General features: G+C 70.1%; 15 protein-coding genes. 8 read left to right on the top strand and 7 right to left on the bottom strand.

Annotated elements, in window-relative coordinates; genetic code table 11:
- Positions 1-49: 49 nt before the first annotated feature.
- Positions 50-736 (top strand): YdcF family protein, encoded by a 687-nt coding sequence (locus AC08OJ_RS01960; protein WP_476592116.1) that lies wholly within the window; start codon positions 50-52, stop codon positions 734-736.
- 248 nt (positions 737-984) lie between these two features.
- A complete protein-coding gene (locus tag AC08OJ_RS01955; protein ID WP_476592115.1) occupies positions 985-2,859 on the top strand; it encodes a transketolase in 1,875 nt (624 codons plus the stop codon).
- Between the two features lie 228 nt (positions 2,860-3,087).
- Here AC08OJ_RS01955 and AC08OJ_RS01950 read toward each other — a convergent pair whose 3' ends face one another.
- Both AC08OJ_RS01950 and AC08OJ_RS01945 read right to left on the bottom strand, forming a co-directional pair.
- Entirely contained in the window at positions 3,088-3,627 is a 540-nt protein-coding gene (locus AC08OJ_RS01950; RefSeq protein ID WP_476592114.1) for a PH domain-containing protein, read from the bottom strand.
- A 40-nt stretch (positions 3,628-3,667) separates the two neighbouring features.
- A complete protein-coding gene (locus AC08OJ_RS01945) occupies positions 3,668-3,823 on the bottom strand; it encodes a hypothetical protein (protein ID WP_476592113.1) in 156 nt (51 codons plus the stop codon).
- Positions 3,824-3,918: 95 nt separating this feature from the next.
- Here AC08OJ_RS01945 and AC08OJ_RS01940 point away from each other — a divergent pair, with 95 nt between their 5' ends.
- The 3 genes from AC08OJ_RS01940 to AC08OJ_RS01930 all read left to right on the top strand — a co-directional run bounded on the left by AC08OJ_RS01940 (position 3,919) and on the right by AC08OJ_RS01930 (position 8,738).
- Positions 3,919-5,181, top strand: coding sequence for a deoxyguanosinetriphosphate triphosphohydrolase (locus tag AC08OJ_RS01940; protein WP_476592112.1), 1,263 nt, complete (start codon positions 3,919-3,921; stop codon positions 5,179-5,181).
- A 448-nt stretch (positions 5,182-5,629) separates the two neighbouring features.
- Entirely contained in the window at positions 5,630-7,519 is a 1,890-nt protein-coding gene (gene dnaG / locus AC08OJ_RS01935) for a DNA primase (RefSeq protein WP_476594912.1), read from the top strand.
- A 40-nt stretch (positions 7,520-7,559) separates the two neighbouring features.
- Positions 7,560-8,738, top strand: coding sequence for an RNA polymerase sigma factor (locus tag AC08OJ_RS01930; protein WP_476593372.1), 1,179 nt, complete (start codon positions 7,560-7,562; stop codon positions 8,736-8,738).
- 236 nt (positions 8,739-8,974) lie between these two features.
- Here AC08OJ_RS01930 and AC08OJ_RS01925 read toward each other — a convergent pair whose 3' ends face one another.
- Complete coding sequence (locus AC08OJ_RS01925) at positions 8,975-10,183, bottom strand: glycosyltransferase family 4 protein (protein ID WP_476593373.1); 1,209 nt, start codon at positions 10,181-10,183, stop codon at positions 8,975-8,977.
- Between the two features lie 120 nt (positions 10,184-10,303).
- Between AC08OJ_RS01925 and AC08OJ_RS01920 the strand changes: the two genes are divergently transcribed.
- A complete protein-coding gene (locus AC08OJ_RS01920) occupies positions 10,304-11,050 on the top strand; it encodes a class I SAM-dependent methyltransferase (protein WP_462186686.1) in 747 nt (248 codons plus the stop codon).
- On the opposite strand, the gene AC08OJ_RS01915 is transcribed toward AC08OJ_RS01920, so the two are convergent.
- Positions 11,029-11,907, bottom strand: a complete 879-nt coding sequence (locus tag AC08OJ_RS01915; protein ID WP_462186697.1) for a glycosyltransferase family 2 protein — start codon at positions 11,905-11,907, stop codon at positions 11,029-11,031. The two genes, AC08OJ_RS01920 and AC08OJ_RS01915, sit on opposite strands and share 22 nt — an antisense overlap.
- Positions 11,908-11,994: 87 nt before the next feature.
- Here AC08OJ_RS01915 and AC08OJ_RS01910 point away from each other — a divergent pair, with 87 nt between their 5' ends.
- Positions 11,995-12,498 carry a class E sortase gene (locus AC08OJ_RS01910; protein ID WP_476594911.1) on the top strand — a complete coding sequence of 168 codons (504 nt, stop codon included), beginning with the start codon at positions 11,995-11,997 and terminating at the stop codon, positions 12,496-12,498.
- Between the two features lie 448 nt (positions 12,499-12,946).
- Positions 12,947-14,746, top strand: coding sequence for a putative bifunctional diguanylate cyclase/phosphodiesterase (locus AC08OJ_RS01905; protein ID WP_476594910.1), 1,800 nt, complete (start codon positions 12,947-12,949; stop codon positions 14,744-14,746).
- A 104-nt stretch (positions 14,747-14,850) separates the two neighbouring features.
- On the opposite strand, the gene AC08OJ_RS01900 is transcribed toward AC08OJ_RS01905, so the two are convergent.
- Genes AC08OJ_RS01900 through AC08OJ_RS01890 form a run of 3 tightly spaced genes read right to left on the bottom strand, consistent with a single transcriptional unit; the run spans position 14,851 to position 18,176 of the window.
- Positions 14,851-16,476 carry a Gfo/Idh/MocA family oxidoreductase gene (locus AC08OJ_RS01900; protein WP_476593376.1) on the bottom strand — a complete coding sequence of 542 codons (1,626 nt, stop codon included), beginning with the start codon at positions 16,474-16,476 and terminating at the stop codon, positions 14,851-14,853.
- A complete protein-coding gene (locus AC08OJ_RS01895; RefSeq protein ID WP_476594909.1) occupies positions 16,473-17,255 on the bottom strand; it encodes an arsenate reductase/protein-tyrosine-phosphatase family protein in 783 nt (260 codons plus the stop codon). Before AC08OJ_RS01895 ends, AC08OJ_RS01900 begins: the two co-directional genes overlap by 4 nt.
- 57 nt (positions 17,256-17,312) lie before the next feature.
- Positions 17,313-18,176: a TylF/MycF family methyltransferase gene (locus tag AC08OJ_RS01890; protein ID WP_476593378.1), complete on the bottom strand. Its 864-nt coding sequence runs from the start codon at positions 18,174-18,176 to the stop codon at positions 17,313-17,315.
- Positions 18,177-18,245: the final 69 nt, after the last annotated feature.

Raw genomic sequence — 18,245 nt, 5'->3', positions numbered from 1 at the left:
GCCCTATGATGTCGGTCGTGTGCCCATAGGGACGCTACTGTTCGTTCGCGTGGGCCTGTCCCGTCCTCGTCTCATCGTCAACCCGTTTCGCGCGACCTGGCACCGCGTGCCATGGTGGCGTTGGATGATGTGGGCGGTGGCGGCTGTCCTCCTCGGCATCATGGTTCTCGCCGTGGTGACGTTTCTGCAGGTCTGGTGGGTGGGCAGGGAGGATCATCGGCCCCGGTCCGACGTCCTCGTGGTGCTCGGTGCCTTGCAGTACGACGGGCGTCCCTCGGCGGTCCTCGCCGCTCGTCTCGACCACGTGCTGGAGCTCTACCGGGAGGGAGTCGCCCCTCAGGTGATCACGGTCGGTGGGAAGCAGCCGGGCGACCGTTACACCGAGGGCGGGGCCAGCGCGACCTATCTGCGGCAGCGGGGTATCCCCCCGAGCCGGGTGCTCGTCCTCCCCGAGGATTCGAACACGCTCGGGTCGCTGACCGCCGTAGCCGGGTTGATGAACTCGCGGCACTGGCACACCGCCGTGCTGGTCACCGATCCCTGGCACAGCCTGCGTTCCCGGACGATGGCCCGTGACCTCGGTGTCGACGCCGTCACCTCCCCGGTCGACCGGGGGCCGGCCGTCCACGGCTTCGGCACGCAGGTCCGGTACATCATCCGCGAGGGGATTGGTTACCGGTGGTATCAGCTCTTCCGCCAGGCATCACCACCTTCGGCGACCACCCGGGCCGTCTGACACCGGGTCGACGCTCGTCAGCAGCAGCGGATACGAACCCGTGACGCCTCTGACATATCAAGGCCCGCTTCGGCCCTCTTTGCCGTCGGCCGCCGCTGATACGGTTCGGATCGCCGGGTGAGGGGGTAGTGCGACACGTGGTAGTGAGGCAAAGCGGCGGAGTCGGCTGCCCGAGGCGCGAGAGAACCCTCCGGAGATTACCTTCCGGGTGTGTAACGACACTGTAACGACACTGTAAGGAGACTGGTGTGGCAACTCCCGTATCCGAGAGCACGGTCGGGACGGCCGACCTGGAGACGGTTCGGGAACTCGCGCAGCAGCTGCGGGTCGACTCGGTGCGCAGCAGCACCTCGGCGGGTTCCGGGCATCCCACCTCGTCGATGTCGGCCGCGGACGTGCTGGCGGTTCTCGTCGCGCGCCACCTTCGATACGACTGGGACAACCCGGTGGACCCGGCGAACGATCATCTGATCTTTTCGAAGGGGCACGCCTCCCCGCTGATCTACTCCATCTTCAAGGCGGTCGGGGTCGTCGGTGACGACGAGTTGATCAATGGTTACCGCCGTTTCGGCGAGCGGCTCCAGGGCCACCCGACGCCTGTCCTGCCGTGGGTCGACGTCGCGACCGGGTCGCTCGGGCAGGGCCTGCCCGACGGCGTGGGCGTCGCGCTCGCCGGTAAGTACCTGGACAAGGTGCCCTACCGAGTCTGGGTGATCTGCGGTGACAGCGAGATGGCGGAGGGCTCGGTCTGGGAGGCACTGGACAAGGCCTCCTACTACAACCTCTCCAACCTCATCGCGATCGTCGACGTCAACCGGCTCGGCCAGCGCGGCCCGACCGAGCTCGGCTGGGACCTCGACACCTATGCCAAGCGGGTGGAGTCCTTCGGCGCCCGCGCGGTCGTCGTCGACGGCCACGACATCGCCGCGATCGACGCGGTGCTCGCCGACGCCGAGGACGTCACCCGGCCGACCGTCATCCTCGCCCGCACCCGCAAGGGCGAGGGCTTCTCCGAGGCCGCGGACGTCGAGGGCTGGCACGGCAAGCCGTTCCCCGCCGACATGGCCGATCGCGCCATCGCCGAGCTCGGCGGCCTGCGTGACCTGCGGGTTCGCGGTCCGGTGCCGCCCGGGGACCTTCCCCGACCGGCGCCGGTCGAGCGGCCCGCCATCACGCTGCCCACCTACGATCTCGGCGCCAAGGTGGCGACTCGGCGCGCCTACGGCCAGGCGCTCGCCGCGCTCGGAGCCCGCACCGACGTGGTGGCGCTCGACGCGGAGGTCAGCAACTCGACCTACTCCGAGGACTTGGCCAAGATCTATCCGGACCGCTTCTTCGAGATCTTCATCGCCGAGCAGCAGCTCGTCGCGGCGGCGGTCGGGCTGTCGGTGCGTGGCTACGTGCCCTTCGCCTCCACGTTCGCGGCGTTCTTCTCCCGGGCCTACGACTTCATCCGGATGGCGGCGATCTCCCAGGCCGACATCCGGCTGTCCGGCAGCCACGCGGGAGTCGAGATCGGCGCCGACGGGCCGTCGCAGATGGCGCTCGAGGACCTCGCCATGATGCGGGCGGTCGGCGGCTCGACGGTGCTCTACCCGAGCGACGCGACGTCCGCTGCGAAGCTCGTCGAGGCGATGACGGATCTGCCCGGGGTCAGCTACCTGCGCACCACCCGTGGCGCCTACCCCGTGCTCTATGGCCCGGACGAGCCGTTTGCCCCCGGTGGTTCCAAGGTGCTCCGCCGATCGGACGCCGACACCGTCACGCTCATCGGTGCCGGTGTCACCCTGCACGAGTCGCTGGCCGCGGCGGGCACGCTCGCGGCCGAGGGGATCGCGGCCCGCGTGGTCGACCTGTATTCCGTGAAGCCGGTCGACGCGGCGACGCTCGCCGACGCCGCCCGGGCCACCGGCGGGCGCATCGTCGTCACCGAGGATCACTACCCGGAGGGCGGACTGGCCAGCGCGGTGCTGGAAGCGCTCAGCGACGGCAGCGTGCCGCTGTCGGTCCGTCATCTCGCGGTGCGGTCGCTGCCGGGTTCCGGGACGTCGCAGGAGCTCTTGGACGCGGCCGGCATCTCCGCGAAGCACATCGTCGAGGCTGCCCGCGGCCTGCTGCGCTGACCCGTCCAGGGCCAGCGGCCGGCCGGCGGGCGGGGGAAGGCACAAGGCTGACATCCGGCGGGACCGGGGGAGATCCCCCGGTCCCGCCTTCGTCGTTGTCGCATGCCTGACCAGGCGTGAGCATGAGCAGGATCGGTGGGGACGTCCGGCGACGGGTACCTCGCACCCGGTCAGGGCACCCGGTCAGGCCTGCGCCAACCCGTCGGGCCCGGTCCCGCGGGCCGTCCCTCAGTCGTCTCCGGCTGGGGCGGGTGCTCCACCGAAGGTCATGTCGACCAGGGTGAGGTAGAGCCGGTCCGGGCGCGGCAGAAACTTGATCTTGGAAAGTGCCTGGTCCTGGCCGGCGGACTCCACGACGAACTCGCCGTACCCGAGCAACCGGCCAAGCGGGTCCCGGTTGTACGTGAGATCCGTGATCTTGGACAGTGGCATCGTCTGGACCTTGCGGAAGAAGATCCCGGACACCTTCAGTAGTCGCTTGTCAGTGATCATAAGATGCTCGAACTGCCAATCGACGACCCCCCACAGCATCCTCAAGATCATGAAGAGGGCGAAGTACCACAGCAGCGTGGTGATGATGCCGGCGTCAACGTCCTGCGCGGCGAGCAGGATGTTCGCCACGAGCGCGAGCAGTACGGCCCCGATGGTCTGCAGGAAGACGGGTAGCAGGACCGCCCAGTGTGACCGCACCATCATCACCAGGCGTTCCTGGGACGCGAGGTACTTGGTGTCGCGCTGAGCCGGGTCCGGAAGCTGGAGTCTCACCACGCCCGCAGTGTCCCAGACATCAAGAGTGGCCGGGTAGCCATTACAGAGCGGTATCGGTTACGAACTGGGACGCCCCGTTACCGATGGACTGCAGCCAGTCGAAGACGCGGTCGATGATACTGGCCGCGCTGTTGGGCGCGGTCACCACGAAGAAGATGAGGAACGCGATCGCCCCATATCTAATGATCTTGTCCACGGCGGGCCTCCGGGCCGATTCGGGGAAGGGTGCGCACAAAGTATCGCCGCTGAGCTCGACGGAGGTCGCGGAATCGCGCCGATACTCTCAAGCTCGTGGTCAGTGAGTGGTATGATGCCTTGGACGCGGCCCGTCGGGTCGTGGAACGCCCGAAGGCCACACCGGCCCAGCGCCGTCCCTTCGCCCGGGACCGAGCCCGGGTGCTGCACTCCAGCGCGCTGCGCAGGCTGGCGGGAAAAACCCAGGTCGTGGGCCCGCTCGACGACGACTTCCCGCGTACCCGGCTGACCCACTCCCTGGAGACCGCCCAGGTGGGCCGGGAGCTCGCCGAGGAGCTGGGAGCGGACCCCGACCTGGTCGAGGCGGCGTGCCTCGCACATGATCTGGGTCATCCCCCTTTCGGGCATAACGGCGAGCTGGCGCTTGACGAGGCCGCAGCCGCCTGCGGTGGCTTCGAGGGCAACGCCCAGAGCCTGCGCGAGCTGACTAGGCTCGAAGTCAAGATCGTCGACTGTGGCGGTCGCAGCGCAGGCCTGAACCTTACCCGGGCGACCCTGGACGCAGCGACGAAGTACCCGTGGCCGCGCCGCCCTGGGCCCCGGGCGGACAGCGCGAAGTTCGGCGCCTACGCCGACGACCTGTCCGTGCTCCGCTGGGTCCGGGAGGGCGCACCGGCCGGCCGGTGCTGTATCGAGACGCAGATCATGGACTGGGCGGACGACGTGGCCTATTCGGTGCACGACCTCGAGGACGGGGTCGTCGCCGGACACATCGATCTAGCCGCCCTCGACGATTCCGGCCGCCGGGCGGAGCTCGCCGCCGCGACCGCCGTCCGCTACCCGGGGCCGTCCGCCGAGGCGGTGGCGGCCGCCCTGGGCACCCTGCGGTGCCAGCCCTGGTGGGTCCGCTCCGAGATCACCTCGGCCCGGGGCCAGGCCGCCCTGCGGGCGATGACCAGCGAGCTCATCGCCCGGTTCGCGCACAGCGCGGTCCGTGCCACCCGGGTGTGCCATCCCGACGGTCCGCTGCGGCGCTATGGCGCGGATCTGGTGGTGGATCCGGACACCGTGGCCGAGTGCACGGCGCTCAAGGGGGTCACCGCCTGGTATGTGATGGAGCGGCCGGGTGCCCGCGCCCGGCAGTCCCGGCAGCGGGAGGTGGTCGCGGAGCTCGTGGCGATGCTCTCCCGGGGCGCGCCGGACGTGCTCGAGCCGTCGTTGCGCGCGGCCTACCGCATGGCCGCCGACGATGCGGCACGGCTACGGGTCGTCATCGACCAGGTGGCGCGTCTGACCGACGCCAGCGCCGAGCGGCGGCATGCGCTGCTGTGTGGACGACCGGCGCCGTGGGTCCTGTGAGCCACGAGTCCGGTGTGCGGGGGTCCGGTGCGTGCCGGATCCGTGCGTGGTGGGTCCGGTGGGCGTCCGCCGCTGGCCCGATGGCCCGACGGTGTTTCGGGTGTTCCCCCGTTCGGGGGGACACCCGCTCCCTCGGATGGGGGAGTGAGCCGGTGCGCGGCCCGCGGCCCGACGTCGCAGCTCGGCACGCACGTCACGGCCACTGTCCCCAACATTCACGTGGCATGATCGGTACTGTCGTGCTTACGACACGTACCATCGCAGCGGTAGGACCGATGTGAGGGCGCCGCGTCACTCGTCGACAGGGCGGGTGGGCCGGCGGGTGGTGTTCCTAGTATCGATCCGGCGGGAATGGACGTGGCAAACATATTGACGGGCGCTCTGCCCCGGGCGAGCTACCTCTCGTTCGGGTACCCGCAGAGTCTCAACGCGGACTTGGGAGGGACGGGTGGGGGGACGAATCCGTGACGCCGACGTCGCCCTGGTCCGGGAGCGCTCGCCGATTGCGGACGTCGTGGCCGAGCACGTACAGCTGCGTCCGGCGGGGCGTAACGAGCTCGTCGGGCTGTGCCCGTTCCATGACGAGAAGTCACCCTCCTTCTACGTCAATGCGGCAACCGGCCTGTTCCACTGTTTCGGATGCCAGCAGGGTGGCGACGTCTACTCCTTCGTGCGGGAGATCGACGGGCTGACCTTCCGGGAGGCGGCGGAACGCCTGGCGCGTCGGGCCGGGGTGACGCTGGCCTACGAGGGCGGTGGAACCACCGGCCGTACGGTGTCCAGCCAGCGGCAGCGGCTGCTGGAGGCGCACCGGGTGGCCGCCGAGTTTTACGCCGAGCAGCTAGGGTCGCAGGCCTCCGCGCGCGCCGGCTGGGACTTCCTCGCCGCGCGGGGATTCGATCTTACCGCGGCGGCGCGCTTCGAGGTCGGCTACGCCCCGACCGGCTGGGACACCCTCACCCGGCATCTGCTCGCCCGGCGCTTCACCGGCGAGGAGCTGGTGCTCGGGGGGCTGGCCAAACAGGGCGCCCGCGGGGGCCTGATCGACCGTTTCCATCATCGGCTGATGTGGCCGATCAAGGATCTCGCCGGTGAGGTGGTCGGCTTCGGTGGGCGACGCCTCGCCGAGGAGGACGCCTCGAACGCCGGGCCGAAGTACCTCAACACGCCGGACACGCCGTTGTTCAAGAAGGCGAACCTGCTCTACGGCGCCGACCTCGCCCGCCGTGACATCGCCCGGCGGTACCAGGTCGTGGTGGTCGAAGGTTATACCGACGTCATGGCCTGCCATCTCGCCGGGGTCACCACGGCCGTGGCGACCTGTGGCACCGCCTTCGGCTCCGAGCACGTCGCGGTGGTCCGCCGGCTGCTCATGGACTCCGACGAGCGTCGCGGTGAGGTGATTTTCACGTTCGACGGCGACGCGGCCGGGCAGAAGGCGGCGCTACGCGCCTTCGAGCACGAGGAGCGTTTCGCCACCCAGACCTTCGTGGCGGTGGAATCCTCCGGCCGCGACCCCTGCGAGCTGTGGATGAGCGGTGGCGACGGCGCCGTGCGGGATCTGGTGGCCAGCCGGGTGCCGCTGGTCGAGTTCGCAATCCGCGGGGTGCTCGACCGCTACGACCTCAACACCACCGAGGGCCGGCTCGCCGCCTTGGACGCCGTCGCGCCGCTGGTCAACCGGCTCAAGGACGCCGCGTTGCGGCACCGGTACGCGGTGAACCTGGACCGCTGGCTGGGTTTTCTCGACGAGCGGTTCGTGGTGGGCCGGGTGGCCGAGCACCGGTCGCGGCAGGGGGGCGAGCGGGCTGGCGCCCGTTCCGCGCCGATGCGCCGGCACGGGGCGGGGGCCGATGACGCGGCGGTCATCGTGGAGCGTGAGGCGCTCAAGCTGGCCGTTCAGTATCCCGGGCTTGCGGGCCCGATGTTCGACACGCTGGCTTCGGAGATGTTCACTGTTCCCGCGCACCGTGCCGTCCGTGACCTCATCGCCGAGGCCGGTGGGGTGTGCGCGGGGCTGGCGAGGTCCGGTGAGGTCACCACCTGGGTGACCGAGCTGACCGCGGCGGCTCCGGAGGAGGAGCTGCGACGCTTCGTTACTGCCCTCGCAGTGGAGAGGGTGCTGTGCGACCACGATGTGGATGATCGTTATGTCGACGAACAGATGTCGCGGGTACAGGAGTTGCATGTGACCCGTCGGATCACGGACCTGAAGTCGCGTGTGCAGCGGCTCAACGGGGTGACCGACGCCGAGGCCCTCCGCCGTGCATTCGGCGAGCTGATTGCTTTGGAGCAGCACAAGCATCAACTCCGGGAGCGGGGCGTAGGTGCCGCGTAACCTGGGTCGATCCCGAGAAGGAAGTGACGAGATTCCGCCCATGAGTCCTACCGTCCTACCCCGCGAAGCCCAGGTGGACGAGGTCAAGGACCTCATCATCCGGGGCAAGGAGATCGGGTTCCTCACCACCGAGGATGTCACGGTCGCCATCCAGGCCGCGGAGCTCCCCCCGGAGCAGGCCGAGACGGTGCTGCAGGTGCTGAACGACGAGGGCATCGAGGTACTCGAGGCGGGAGGTGAGAGCCCCGACGAGGCGGATCTGCTGGCCCGCCGTCGCCGCGAGGAGGAGGAGCTCGCCCTCAAGGCGCCGACTTCCGACCCGGTGCGCATGTACCTCAAGGAGATCGGCAAGGTCCCCCTGCTCACCGCCGAGGAGGAGGTCGATCTCGCCAAGCGGATCGAGGCGGGGCTGTTCGCCTCCGAGAAGCTGGCGGTGGCCACCAAGAAAACTTCCCCGCAGATGCGGCGGGACCTCGAGGCCATCGAACGCGACGGGCAGATCGCCAAGCGCAAGCTGGTTGAGGCGAACCTGCGTCTCGTCGTCTCGATCGCCAAGCGGTACGTCGGGCGCGGCATGCTGTTCCTGGACCTCATCCAGGAGGGCAACCTCGGCCTGATCCGGGCGGTCGAGAAGTTCGACTACACCAAGGGCTATAAGTTCTCGACCTATGCCACCTGGTGGATCCGGCAGGCGATCACGCGGGCCATCGCCGACCAGGCACGCACCATCCGCATCCCGGTGCACATGGTCGAGACCATCAACAAGCTGATCCGCATCCAGCGGCAGCTCCTGCAGGACCTCGGCCGGGAGCCGAGTCCGGAGGAGATCGCCAAGGAGATGGATCTCACTCCGGACAAGGTGCGTGAGATCCTCAAGGTCTCACAGGAGCCGGTGTCGCTGGAGACCCCCATCGGTGAGGAGGAGGACTCCCACCTCGGGGACTTCATCGAGGACTGCGACGCCGTCGTCCCGGTAGACGCGGCTAGCTTCATCCTGCTTCAGGAGCAGCTCGACTCGGTTCTGCACACCCTGTCCGACCGGGAGAAGAAGGTCATCCAGCTGCGCTTCGGGCTCACTGACGGGCACCCGCGTACGTTGGAGGAGGTCGGGCGCGAGTTTGGGGTCACCCGGGAGCGCATCCGCCAGATCGAGTCGAAGACGCTGTCCAAGCTTCGGCATCCCTCCCGGTCGCAGAAGCTGCGCGACTACCTGGAGTAGGAGTGGCCGGCAACCATTTCCGGCTGTTGACTGCCGATAGTGTTATGGTTACCTCTGGTCGATATTTGATATTCGTATCGGGTTCGGTATCGGGGTTTACTGACCTGTGTGTCGCGTCGCGTGAGGATCAGTCCGATCCGTTCGATGCATTTTTCATGATCAGGCGGGTTCCTCGATGACCGTCCGGATCATTCAGGCCCGGGATGGACGCTCTCGTCGTGATCCGGATCCGGGAGTCACGCCGATCCGGTGGGAGTATTGACCCGTGTCGCCCCCCGCCGGGTTCCGGCACCCGTGGGCTGGACCGGGATGTCCCGGCCCTCGCTGCTCGGTAGCCGTCCGGTCAGGGCGGTGAAAACCGTGCGGAGGTAGTCGTCGGGCCGGGTGGCAGCCTCGGCCCACTCCGCGGCGCGCCGGCCGACGCGGGCCAGTCGCGCTCGGTCGGCGAGCATGCCGTGCAGGACGTCCGCCAGCGCCTGCGCCGACTCGTCCATCGGCGTCTGCCCGGTCACGCCGTCCTGGTAGGCGTCGTGGCTACCGCCTGAGGCGGGTCCGATCACCGCGCACCCGGCGAGCTGCGCCTCGAGCAGCACGATGCCGTAGCCCTCGCCGCTGATCCGTGGCCCGCGCGAGCGGGTGCGGGTGCACAGCGCGAACAGGTCGGCGGTGGCGTAGAGACGTGCCAACGCGTCGTCGGCCGGGGACTCGTGCAGCTCGGTGTCGGGGTGCGCGGACACCAGCTCGTGCAAGGCCCCGGGTGCCGGGCCCCGCCCGGCGAACACCAGCCGGACCGGGCCGAGAGTGGCCCGGACGGACTCCACGGCCTCCAGCAGGACCCCCGCACCCTTGCTCACCCAGTCACTGAGCCGGAACACGCTCAGCATGGTCGGTACGGGGGACAACGGCCGGCGGCGGCTCGCCTCGGCCAGCAGGGTCGCCCGCCACGTCGGTGAGATGCCCGGCCGGAGGATGGGCGCCAGCCCCAGCGTCGACAGCGCGCCGGCGCTGTAGGAACTGATCGTGACCGGGCGCAGGAGCGGGTCGGCGCGCAGGATCGCGCGGTCGGTGCGGCGCATGCCCCAGATGTCGGTGCCGTAGAGCAGCACTGGGCCGAGGCGGGCCCGGGACAGTCGGACGGCTGCCGCCGCGACGGGGATGAGGTTGGCGTGCCCGGCGACCACACTGTCGGCCTGGCCGAAGCGGCGCGCCGCAGCGAGCGCGCGCGACGCGAAGCGCGCCCTGATCGCCGGGGTCAGCTCGACGCCTGACTCCAGCATGTCGACCCGCAGGAGATCGGCCCCACCGGCCCGCAGTGTCTCCTCGACCGTCGAAAGATAACGCTCGATCCCACCACCGAGGCCGCGGGAACTGCTCAGCAGCAGAACCCGGGCAGGTCGATCGGTGAGGGAGGCGGTCGGGGCGGTGGATCGGCGCGAGATCTGCACGGAGAGTGATTTTAATGTTTCTCCAGGTGCTAGTCCTGTGTTGTGGAGCGTGTCATAGTAACGTTTCGAGTTCTCTTGACTGCCTGTAGCTTCTCCGATGATGGCGACAAGGGGTCGTGTATGGAAGCCGATCTGCGGTACCGCAACGGTGGTAACCCGCCTCTCCTCGATCTGATCGACATACCGGCGGGTAAGGCGCTGGACTGTGGGTGCGGAGCCGGGGACAACGCGCGGCTGCTGAGGGCCCGGGGCTGGCGGGTGACGGGGGTGACGATTGATCCGTCCGAGCGGGCCGCCGCCGCGGCCGAGTGCGACCACGTCGAACTTGCCGATCTGAGCGCCGGGCTGCCCTTCGTCCCCGACGGGAGTCACCAGCTCGTGCTGCTTTCCCACATCCTCGAGCACCTGGCGGATCCGGTGCCGTTGCTCGTCGAGGCCCGGCGGGCGCTGGCACCCGGCGGCCGGGTCCTGGTAGCGCTGCCGAACGTGCTGCACTACCGGCAGCGCGCGCTGTTCCTGCGGGGTCGGTTTGAGTACACCGAGACCGGTCTCATGGACGCTACCCACCTGCGATTTTACACCGTCGACTCGGCACGGCGGCTGTTGGAGGACAACGGACTGCGCATCGTCGCCACCGCCACCACCGGTGGTCTGCCGTGGTGGCGCACCCGTGAGCTGCTCCCTGGGGACCTGGTGCGGCGGTGGGATCGCCGCGTGCTGGACCGGTGGCCGAACATGTTCGCCTGGCAGGCGCTGTTCCTCGCGGCGCCACAGGCGACGCGCCGGACCGGCGCCCCCGGCGTTGCCGTGATGCGGCAACGGTCCGCGCCTGGTGGCCGGCCCGGCTACGGCCAGCTTGTCCAGTGAGCGGCGCGCGGCTCGTCGTCACGTGCCTCTCCCGGCGGGGGAAGCATCGAGAGACCGTCCAGCAGGCCGTGGAGGACGAGGGCCGAGGTTCGGGTACCGTGCCCGAGGAGCATGTCCAGGGCGACGGCGCGGGGTAGCACGACGACCGCCGTCGCCAGGGCGATCAAGGCGGCCCGGGCCCGCCATCCGCGGACCCGGGCGAACCAGAGCCGGTTGCGCACCCCGTAATAGGCGTCGCCACGCCGGGGGACGGTCGTGCTCCCGATGTGCCGTGCACGGTGCGGACTGACCACGACGCTCCATCCGGCTTCCCGGACGCGGTAACAGAAGTCGACATCCTCGAACCCGAGGTAGTAACGGCCGTCCAGGGGGATCCGCCGCAGGCAGTCCGCCTTGACGAACATGATCGTGCCTGCGACCCAGTCGGCCTCCAGGGGTCGGTCGCCGGGGGGGCGCCGGGCCTTCGGTGCCGCCAGGACCGGGCTCAGCCGCGCCGGGCCCGAGCGCCGACCGTCGTCGTCGACCAGGGTGGGAGCGACCACGCCGATATTCGTCCCGGCCAGCAGCTCCAGGCAGGCGCGCAGCGCCGGGTCCGGGATCCTGACGTGGTTGCCGATCAGGAGATAGGCCTGCGCGGCGGGGTAGCCGTGGCTGGCGAGCCGGAAGCCTCCGCCGAGACCGAGGTCGCGGGGCGGCAGGATCCAGGCGACCGAGGCCGGCAGGTGGTCGGGTCGGTCCGACCGGTCGTTCGCGACCACCGCCACTTGGGCGATGACGGGGCTGCCGTCGAGCCACCTCGCAAGCTCCACGGTCGGCCGGTGTGGACCCCAGTGGACGATCACCGCCACGGTCTTCATCGGACCCCCTGCGTCGCTCGGGTAGAGCATCCGGTCCGGCGGGCGACGAGCCTCCACGGCTCGGAATGAGTACCGAGGGTAACAGGAATGCTTTTGCATGTAACGGTGAGTGAGATGCAGGATGCTGGCGTGACCCGCCGACGATACTGCGTGCTCCATGATTCGGTGTGCTCCACGATTCGGTCCAAATCATTCACCGGCCATGGTGGGAGGCGCCCCCGCCAGCGTCCTGCGCCGGGGTCCGGACATATGACGGGGACCGCCATGCCCGGTGAGCTGGAGAATGTCGTGGTTTCCGGATATCGGACCGCATATGGAGCACTGTTTAGTCGTCTCGATGAGTTGAAGGTTGGGGATCCCCTCCCCGTCGAGGTGCGAGACCGTTACTACACGTATCGCGCCGCCGAATCTCAGGTGGTAGCCCCGACTCGGTTCGACGTCGCCTGTCCGGTGTCCGGGGAACTTGGTGAGGTGCCGGGCAAGGAGCTGATTACTGTAGGATCTCCGCCCCTGGCGGGGGATTTCCCGGAATGGACACGGTGTGGTCCCGGGTGGCAACGGTTTGGATTTCGCCGGTGCCCTTCATGGTGATTAGTATCCCCGGCGGTTGGCCAACGACGGTGTCGGCGGCCACGGGCCGAGCCGATGCCGGTGGAAAGTCGGGCATCGGATACCCTGCGAACTGGCGCACGTTACGCTCGGATAGCGCGGGGATAAACCAGACGCGTGATGCCGGCGGTGGTGGCGCCGTGGGCGGCCATCCTCGACCGGCTGCGGCGGCTTGCTCAAGGACGCAGCTCGCTCAAGGACATTGTGGGATCGGCTTCGGGGGAATTCGATGAATGGGCGGGATCGGATACGGCGTGGCTCGACGATCCGGCACGGCGGTGCGGGCCGCCCGTCGGGTGGCCACCGGTGGTTGCGCCACGAGGTCGGGGCGGGGACGGCTGTCCCCGGGAGCACGCGGACCGGCGATGTCGGTCCGCGTGCTCGTCCAAGTCATGGATGCGCTGCGGGTGGAGCGACGATGGTCCGGTCAGTGTTGTTCCGGTCAGTGTTGTTCCAGTCAATGCTGCCCCGGTCGATGCTGGTCCGGCCGCTCTCGGGGGTCGCCGCCCTGATGGGGGGTGCGCTCGGTCTGTTTCTGGGACTGCTCTGTCTCATCGGCGGATGGGGCGGGCCCGTGCCGTCGCCGGTCGCGTTGTCGTGCGTGGTGCTCGCGGCCGCGGCGTTGTCGATCGCGGTGGCGATCCTCGCCGCGGCGGTCCGGCCGGGTCCGAACGGTCTGGCCGGTCCAGCCGGCCCGGACATCCGGTCGTGGGATCCCCGGGGAGGCGTTGGCCGTGCGTGGCCGTGGCGCGGCGTGGTGGACGAGCTGACCGGGCTGCCGGGCCGACGGTACTTCCTCGACGTCGCCAGCCGTTGTCTCGCGGGCGGTGAGCACCGGGCGCGCGGCGCAACGTCCGTGTCGGTGCTGCTCATCGATCTCGATCGGATGCGCGATGTCAACGGGGCGCTCGGGCATGAGTATGGGGACCGCCTGCTCGCCACGGTGGGTCGCCGGCTGCGCGGGGCGCTGCCCGGATCGGATCTGCTCGCCCGGGTGGACGGCAACGCGTTCGCTGTGCTGTTGCGCGGCGCTGACGTGGCCCGGGCCGAACAGGTCGCTCGGCGGTTGCGGGAGGTGCTGGAACTGCCCGTTCCGCTCGCGGGAACTCCGGTGCGGCCCGAGGCGAGCGTGGGGATCGCCCATGCCCCCGAGCACGGCCGTGGCGCGCTGGAGCTCTTTCGTCATGCAGAGGAGGCGATGTACCTGGCGAAGGGGGGCCGTCACGGGCAGACCGTCTACGCCCGCGATCATCCACCGATCAACCGGGCCCGCCTGCTGCTGCGGGCCGAGGTGCGTCATGCGCTGGACTCCGGCCAGATCGAACTGAGTTACCAGCCCAAGGCGGATCTGCGCAGTGGTCGGATCAGCGGTGTGGAAGCTCTCGTCCGCTGGCGTCATCCGGTCGACGGCGTGCGGTCGCCCGACGCCTTCCTGGCGGAGATCGAACGCGCCGGGTTGATGCCGAAGCTCACCGTGCAGGTCCTTGACCAGGCCCTGGCCGACTGCGCGCGCTGGCACGGCCGGGGTGCCCCGCTCGCGGTATCGGTGAACGTCCCCGCGTCGGTCATCGTCGACTGCGCCTTCGTCGGCGTGGTGCGGGCCGCGCTCGCCCGGCACCGGCTCCCGCCCTCGGCGCTCGTCATCGAGGTCACCGAGGACTCCCTCATCGTGGCGCGGGAGCTGGCACAGGGAACCCTGGCGGGGCTGCGCCGGTTCGGTGTGCGGGTCAGCCTGGACGACTACGGCACCGGGTTCTGTTCGCTGTCGTACCTGCGCGAACTGCCGGCCGACGAGGTGAAGCTGGACCGGACCTTCCTGCGTGACCTCGACCGCGATCCGGCCGCGGCCGAGATCGTGCGGTCCACGGTCTCCCTGGCGCATGCGCTGCGGTTACGGATTGTCGCCGAGGGGGTCGAAACGCAGCGTTCCTGGGCCTCTCTCGCCGCCTGGCAGTGTGACGAGGTCCAGGGATACTTCGTGTCACGTCCGATGGCCGGGGAACGAGTCGTCGGCTGGTTGCGGGAATGGGGCAGCCGGCTTGCCGTCCATCCCGGGACCGCGCCGCGCGCCGTGGCGGGACCGGTCGACACCTGCGCGGCACAGTCCCCGGTCTCCCCGATCGTGGCACCGGCGGTCGAGGCCGTCGTGGCCACGCGTCCGTCGGCGGCGGGACCGGCAGCCCGGCGGGCGGTCGGGCGCCGGGTGCCGGCCGACCTTGCGGCCTCCTGATGGCGGTCGACGGCGTGGCGGTCGCACCGGGCCCGTGATGGCGGTCCGATTCGGGGGTCCGGGCGCCGCCGGCACCAGGACCGTGACGTCCCTGATCCCGGGGATCAGGGTTCGGGCCCATCCCCGCCGGCTGCGGCGTCCAGCCGTAGCGTGAGCGCGGCGACGGCGGCGATCTGCCCTGCGTCCTCGCCCGGGGCGCCGGCCACGATGCCCTCGCAGATGTCGCGGTACATGGCCGGGTAGCTGTTGAGCCGGTTGACTCGCCGCCGCCGCAGGATGCGGGACCCGGCCTCCGCGGTGTACTGCGAACCGTCGACGATGGTGGCCGTCACACCGTTCGCGCGCAGCTGAGACTGTTCCCGCAGACCGTGCCGGCTGCCCCCGGCACTGGTCAGCACGAGCGAGAGGACCGCGTCGTTCTCCAGCTCGACGTACACCGTGAAGGTGTCCGTGCGGGAGCGGGCCACCGTGCTCCGGCGGACCGGCGCGAAGTCGTTGAGCCAGAGGAAGTGGTCGATCCAGTGGCAGCCGTTACTGACCAGCCGGGTGCGTGAGGACGGCCAGCGGTACCAGTGCCGGCGGGGAAGCGGTTCCTCGTACACCACGGCACTGTAGATCAGCGGCTCGTTGCCGTCGGCTAGGCGCAGGTCGGAGCGCAGCCAGGCGTTCATCGGGCTGTGGCGTCGCTGGAAGCAGGCGAACAGGCGCCCGCCGGCGTGAAGGAGTTTCACCAGCCGGTCGAGATCGTCCTCTGTGGTGACAACGGGCTTCTCGACGACGGCCACTGAGCCGAGCCGCAGCGCCTCCCGGGCCAGCGGCGCGTGCGTGTGGTGGTAGCCCGCGATGAGGACGACGTCGGCCCGCTCCCCGTCCCGGAGCAGCGCCGCGGTGTCCCAGGAACATCGGTCCGGTCGCCGGGCGCCCAGCTGGACGGGGTCGATCTCATGCACACCGACGAGGTCGAGGTGATCACGGACGTGCGGGGCGATTTGTGTCTTGGCATAGTGTCCCAACCCGAACAGGACAGCGGTGGGTCGTCCGGACGCGGGCGGCGGGCCATGGCGCGGGGTGCTCTCCGTGATCGGACTGATCCCGGCGAGTGGGCGATCCCCGGGTCGGGCCCCGGTCCACTCGGTTGCGAGCCAGGCGACGAGACGATCGACGGCACCGGGATCCACCGGTGCTCCCGACATCGGAGACCAGCCGATGAGCGTGTCGTCCACGACCGGCAACGCGGTCGCCGGCCGGGCCCGGTAGACGATCGCGGATCGCGGTGGTGGATCGGGGCTGACGAAGCCGAGTGGGTCGGCGGGAGCGGGAGCGCCGGTGGGGCCGGGCGGCCCGACCGGGCGGACGAGGTCCTGATGCAGGACGACGCGTTCCATGCACGCCGGGTGGCAGGGGGCGACGAAAGCGACGGTCGTTCCCGTCCGCGAAGCCGCCCCACCAGCGGGTGGGACGGCTTCGACCAGGGTGCCCAGGCCCACGCCGAAGTAACGCTGGTTGCGGTCGCGTTCCCGCAGCCGGCTGGCCGTTTTGCGGGCGACCGCGCGGATGCCGAACTCGCGGGTGTAGGCGGCGAGGGCCCGGCCGCTGCCCGCCCTGACGAAGAACTGACCGTCCACGGGAAACAGCGTCACCCAGGTGTCCGGGCGGATCCGGCAGTGGCCGGGCAGGGGGGTCTCGTCGAGGAAGCCGGCCAGCCACCGGTTCCCGATCAGGATGTTCATCCCGGTGCCGGGGTCCGGTCGACCGGGACATCCGCGAGGCCTGCCGGGCCTGCGGGGTCCGTAGGCGCGGCCGCCAGTGGCTCGTGACACGCCTCCGCCAGCAGGGCCATCGGCCGTGACAACGTCTCTTCGATCATCCGCGCGCAGTTCTCGAACGCCTCCCGACCGCCGTCGAGGGGGTCGGCCAGGTCGTCGAGGGCGGCCGGTAGCGCGCGGCCGGCGGCCCGGATCCGCCAGGCCGTGGCGGCGAGGTACTCCCCGGCCACCCGTGCCCCGCCCGGGGGGATGTCGGCGGGGCGGACTCCGGAGGTCAACCGTCCGAACTCGCGCAGGGTGAAGGTGCGGCGCATGGCCCGCGGCACAAGGCCCACCACCGTCGAGCGGTGTGCGCGGGTCGCGCACAGCACCAGATCGCTGGCCTGGACCAGGTCCGCTGTCAGCAACCTTGCCCGGAAGCCGGACGGGTCGAGCCCTCGCGATGCCAGGATCGCCGCGGCCTGGGGATACATCGCCTCACCTGCCCGGGCGCATACTCCCGCGCTGCTCACCAGAAGATCCCCGGCGGGGCCGGGTGGATGCCATCCCTCGGACGAGGGCTCGTTACCCCCGGTCCCGCCGGATGCCGGCGCGCCGGCCGCGCCGAGGCCGATCCGGTCCAGCGCGGCGCTGAACCGGGCGGCGGCGAGATGCTCGGCCAGGGGCGAGCGGCAGACGTTGCCGGTACACACCATCAGTACCGCCCACGGTCGTTGCCGCACTGCCACTCCTTCCTCCGCCATCCCCTTCCTCCTCTCTCCGCCGGGGCCGGCGGACTGCGGACCAGCTCAGCGTGACCGCTAGGGCTCGTTCCGGCGCCAGTAGACGCAGGTCCAGTCGACTTCGATGATCGGCTCGGTCACCCCGTGGGCGGCCCGGTAGTCCTCGACCGCCGCCCGGCAGCCGGGAACGGCTCCATAGTCGTCGACGATGCAGAAGCCGCCGTCGGAGAGCTTCGGGTAAAGCGCCGTCAGCGCGTCGGTGGTGCTCTCGTACGTGTCGCCGTCGAGGCGCAGGACCGCGAGGCGCTCGATGGGCGCCGTGGGCAGGGTGTCCCGGAACCAGCCGCGCAGGAAGCGGACCTGATCGTCGAGCAGGCCGTAGCGGCGGAAGTTGTCCCGCACCTGCTCGAGGGACACCGACAGCTCCGCGTACTCGTGGTGGCGGTCGCCGGTGTCGGCGGCGTAGCGCCCCGGATTGGGCGCGGGCAGGCCGGCGAACGAGTCGGCGACCCAGACCGTGCGGTCGGGGACGCCGTAGGCGGCGAGCACCCCGCGCATAAGGATGCACGCGCCGCCCCGCCAGACCCCGGTCTCGATGAGGTCGCCTGGGACGCCGTCGACGATGACTCGTTCGGTGCACTCCTGGAGGTTGCGCATCCGGTGGTCGCCGGTCATCGTGAGCGCCAGCCGCGGCCAGTCCCGGCCGTCGGTCCGGGCGCCCGGTGCGCTCCTCTTGACGATTTCCATTCCCTGGCTGCGGAAGGCTCGTACCAGCATCCTCTTCGCGCCGGTGCGCGGCTCCCACGCACCGCCGTCCCGACCATCCCAGAGAGAGCAGGTCAGCGTCGTGCGAAGCAGATCGAGATACCGCACCGAGGTATCGGAAAGGTCGTGACGGGCGACGGTCGGGTCGTGCGGGGCAACGGTCGGCGTCGTGGTCATCATGGCTCCTGATGAGAGGGGTGAGCGCGGAAAGGGGATGGGGCCGGGGGCCGTCGGGCTCCGTTCGCT

The organism is Frankia sp. CgKIO3 (genome assembly GCF_977946435.1).
This window is presented reverse-complemented; position numbering and strand designations above follow the sequence as displayed.

Coding starts and splice junctions, on each gene's coding strand:
- AC08OJ_RS01900 (WP_476593376.1), bottom strand. CDS start 16,476: ATGAACATCCTGATCGGGAACCGGTGGCTGGCCGGCTTCCTCGACGAG.
- AC08OJ_RS01930 (WP_476593372.1), top strand. CDS start 7,560: ATGAGTCCTACCGTCCTACCCCGCGAAGCCCAGGTGGACGAGGTCAAG.
- AC08OJ_RS01920 (WP_462186686.1), top strand. CDS start 10,304: ATGGAAGCCGATCTGCGGTACCGCAACGGTGGTAACCCGCCTCTCCTC.
- AC08OJ_RS01895 (WP_476594909.1), bottom strand. CDS start 17,255: ATGGCGGAGGAAGGAGTGGCAGTGCGGCAACGACCGTGGGCGGTACTG.
- AC08OJ_RS01910 (WP_476594911.1), top strand. CDS start 11,995: ATGCTTTTGCATGTAACGGTGAGTGAGATGCAGGATGCTGGCGTGACC.
- AC08OJ_RS01890 (WP_476593378.1), bottom strand. CDS start 18,176: ATGACCACGACGCCGACCGTTGCCCCGCACGACCCGACCGTCGCCCGT.
- AC08OJ_RS01915 (WP_462186697.1), bottom strand. CDS start 11,907: ATGAAGACCGTGGCGGTGATCGTCCACTGGGGTCCACACCGGCCGACC.